The organism is Streptococcus sp. 1055 (assembly GCF_013276815.1).
GTDB classification, from domain to species: Bacteria; Bacillota; Bacilli; order Lactobacillales; family Streptococcaceae; genus Streptococcus; species Streptococcus pseudopneumoniae.
In genome coordinates, this window is sequence record NZ_VMLT01000136.1 from 1 (window position 1) to 3694 (window position 3694).

Annotated in this window: 3 protein-coding genes and 2 pseudogenes; 1 reads left to right on the plus strand and 4 read right to left on the minus strand. The window is 37.4% G+C overall.

Features of this window, described 5'->3' with window-relative positions; translation table 11 throughout:
• From HT699_RS10490 to HT699_RS10500, 3 genes are all read right to left on the minus strand, one after another.
• Window positions 1-115, minus strand: a 115-nt coding sequence (locus tag HT699_RS10490; protein ID WP_240149897.1) for a transposase, incomplete at its 3' end; no start/stop codon positions are given.
• 36 nt (window positions 116-151) lie between these two features.
• Window positions 152-505, minus strand: a complete 354-nt coding sequence (locus HT699_RS10495) for an aminotransferase class V-fold PLP-dependent enzyme (protein ID WP_000945719.1) — start codon at window positions 503-505, stop codon at window positions 152-154.
• 676 nt (window positions 506-1181) lie between these two features.
• Window positions 1182-2561 carry an FAD-dependent oxidoreductase gene (locus tag HT699_RS10500; RefSeq protein WP_000036801.1) on the minus strand — a complete coding sequence of 460 codons (1380 nt, stop codon included), beginning with the start codon at window positions 2559-2561 and terminating at the stop codon, window positions 1182-1184.
• A 295-nt stretch (window positions 2562-2856) separates the two neighbouring features.
• Between HT699_RS10500 and HT699_RS10505 the strand changes: the two are divergent.
• Window positions 2857-3577 (plus strand): annotated as a pseudogene (locus tag HT699_RS10505) (FAD:protein FMN transferase); the annotation flags it as partial.
• Window positions 3578-3589: 12 nt separating this feature from the next.
• On the opposite strand, the pseudogene HT699_RS10510 reads toward HT699_RS10505, so the two are convergent.
• Window positions 3590-3694 (minus strand): annotated as a pseudogene (locus HT699_RS10510) (IS5/IS1182 family transposase); the annotation flags it as partial.

Here is a 3694-nt window from a genome sequence, read left to right on the forward strand (position 1 = left end):
CCCACGTGAAGAGAGTTCTGACGCCAACATCAAAAACCTTGGCTGCCTCGACATGGCTGTGCCCCTCTTTGATGTAATCTAATGCTCGCTGTTTAAAATCTGTACTATATGCCATAGCTTTATTATAACATGCTTGTTTGAAACTAAGCAACTATAACATTTTCCAAGGTAAATAATTAGAATGGTGTTCTAATACAGACACACCTAATTTACCTTTATTATATTTTATAGACCTACTAAGTAAGTTATAAGCCTCCGTAGCACTTTTAGTGAAAAGCACATTGTAGTTACTGGCACTTAGAAAATTTTTAATTTTTTTCTTAACAGCCTCATATTCATTAGAAAAAATTAAATCATTTTTTGAATTATGTCTCTTAATGTTTATTGGAATTCCTGAATAAACTTCTGTTAATTTATTAACAACAGCTTTTGGCTTGGGAACTGTAGCTGCATTATCAAAATAAATAATATCTGATGTTTGAAAAGAAAATAAATTCCTCAACATATTTCACCACTTTGAAAATCTACTACCATTAAAAATTTCTACTTCCTAAGATTTAAAATTCGATTTATGTAATACATTGTATTGGCACATCTTTTGGGAAATACAACTGGACCATTTAATACTACTACAGAAACTTCATCACTACTATGGCTTCTGCTGACTTCTCATGATTCCTTGTTACTATGCTTTAGGCGCTCATGAAACCTCACGGGATCAGTCCTAGATCTTTCTTCCTTTATAACAGAGGACGTTAAAAGGTTACAGTGAAAATAGGAAATCGGACGCAGAATCTTTGGACTCTAGGAAGATTTATCTTTTTCACACAAACCTTAGTCCGAATTCAATTACTTTCATGACTTACAGATATAAGTTACGACTACCTATTTAAACTTTAGAGTTCTTGGCTATCTCATCTGCTAGATAGGCTTTCCTAGCACCTCTCTGTTCCTAGAACCAGGATTTCGCTATTCTTTCCTCTAACGTTTTTTACTCTAACGTCAGGGTCTATCTCCAGACCGTCTTCGTCCGCTACCTCACGATAGTCAGGATTGAGGGGCGCTGTTGGGTTCATCGGTAGCTAGTGCCCACAGAGGACTTGTTCCTCAGATGTAGGCCATGACCCGTCGTACCTAAAAAACTATCCGACCTTAACTTAAGACCAGATAGTTCATCATTTTTATTTTTCAGCTGTAAGGGCAGCCATTGTGATGTAGTTGTATGGTTTGTTGAAGTGTGGCAAGAAGAAGAGGTCTGTCAATGCCAATTTATCAATTGTTACATGCTCTTGGATAGCAAGTGAGAACATGTGAATTCCCATGCTGATTGAAATATCGTGTGAAACCATTTGGGCACCAAGAATTTCACGGCTATCTTTGTCAAAGACAATCTTAATCGCTACTTCATGGTTATCGTGTTTCATGAATTCTGGTTTTTGAAGATCGTTAAATCCTGTCTCAGTCGCATTGTAACCTGCAGCTTTTGCTTTTTCAAGAGTCAAACCAGTTGAAACCATGTGAAGACCATAGATTGAGATACCGTTTGAACCTTGAACACCGATTCCTTCCAATTCATGTCCACAAGCATTGTAGGCACCAACGATACCAGTACGAACTGCGTTTGAAGCAAGGGCGATGTAGCTTGTGTCTTTACGAGCATTATCATAGACAGTCGCACAGTCACCAACTGCAAATACACCTGGAATTGAAGTTTCTTGTTTCTTATCTACAAGGAAAGCACCATTTCGGAAGAGTTCAATCTTACCGTCAGCAAGAGCTGTGTTAGGACGGAAACCAACCGCAAGAACAACCATATCCACATCAAAAGTTTCTTTATCGGTAATCAAGCGTTCAACTTTACCGTCACCTTCGATTGCTTTAACAGTTTGACCAAGAGCCAAGCGGATGTTGTGGTCTTCCAAGTTCTTCGCCATCATTTGTGTAAAGTCTTTGTCATAGTAACCGTTCAAGACAGTATCAACGATATCGACAAGGACAACTTCTTTTCCAAGACGCTCAAAGGCTTCAGCAAGTTCAACACCAATGTAACCACCACCAACAACGGCGATACGGTCAAGGTGTTGGCTCTTGTCAGCAAGTTTATTGATCACTTCTTCAGCGTTTTGGTACAATTTCACGAATTGTACGTTTTCAAGAGTTGCTTTAAATTCGCGGTTTCCTTTAAGAATTTCAACACCTTCTATTGGTGGCAAGATTGGTGTAGAACCTGTAGCGAAAATCAATTTCTCGTATGATTCTTTGTGCTCTTTTCCTTCAACTTCGGCTGTGACTACTTTGTTATCATAGTCGATTGAAAGAACAGGTGAGTTCATGTAAACCTTAGCACCTTTAGCTTCCAATTTTTCTTTATCAGAATAGAACAAGCCTTCAGCACCGTCAATTTGATTACCAATCCAAAGAGCCATTCCACATCCTAGGAAAGAGATGCTAGAGTTTTGGTCAAATACAACAATTTCGTTCTCATTTCCAAAATTATCCAACATAGTATTAATACATGCTGTACCAGCATGGTTAGCACCGACTACAACAATTTTACTCATAAAAAATTTCCTACTTTCATTCTAAATTTACCTTACTAGTATACCATTTATTGTCAGCGTTTACCAGAGGTTTGCTATTACTTTATCATTTTTTATCAAAAACAATTCTCCATTTATCCTAATTTCAAGCCTAATGAATTTTTTTAAGCATATTTCTTGACTTTTTCCAAATTTAATTTATGAAAATTCTAGCTTTATGGTATTATAATAACATGAAAATAAAATACAAGGGCTTCCATTTATATAATTATTTGATATTGCAACTTATTTTCTACAAAAGAAAAAAGTTGCTAGCTTGCCTCTTCGTTCACATTCTGAACTCCTAACGGGAACCACTATCACTATTTCATTAGTTAATGAGTGAGCAGATATCTTACTCCAAAAATCCTTTGATTTGCTCAAAAAGCTTGAATACCATTTCAATGCCAATAGTCAAGAATCTGAGTTGATGGAAATCAATTATCAAGCAGGAATAGCCCCCGTCACTGTTCATCCAGACCTGTTTGAACTGATTTCACTTGGTTTAGAGCATAGCCTAGCACTCTATAGCCAGCTCAACATCAGTATTGGTCCCCTAATTCAAACCTGGCGCATTGGTTTTTCAGATGCCAAAGCTGCACAACCTCAAGAAATTGAAGCGGTGCTGTCTCTAATCAATCCTCATGATATCGAGTTAGATTCTTCTACTTCCATTGTATTCTTAAAGCAGAAAGGAATGAAAATCGATTTAGGTTGTTTAGTCAAGGGTTATAGTGCAGATAAAGGGTGCCCAATTTCTTAGAAAAGAGGGTATGACTTCTGCCTTGATCAATCTGGGAGGGAGTATCCTGACCATTGGAAAAAATCAGACAAGAGGGGATAACCCTTGGCAAATCGAGATTCAAGATTCAGCCAATCCGAGGGGAAATCACTTAATGACCATTCCCGTTGTCAATCAATCTGTCGTGACTTCAGGCATTTATGAACGTCACCTGACAGTCGATGGACAAGATTACCATCACATTTTTGACAATAGACTTCCTGCAAAACTAGAATCCTAGTTCATGATTGATAATGCCAGCAATCAAATTCATTCGTAATCCGAAGCGTTTACGATGATTTCGATAGGTTGTTGAAAATATTTTAAACGTTTT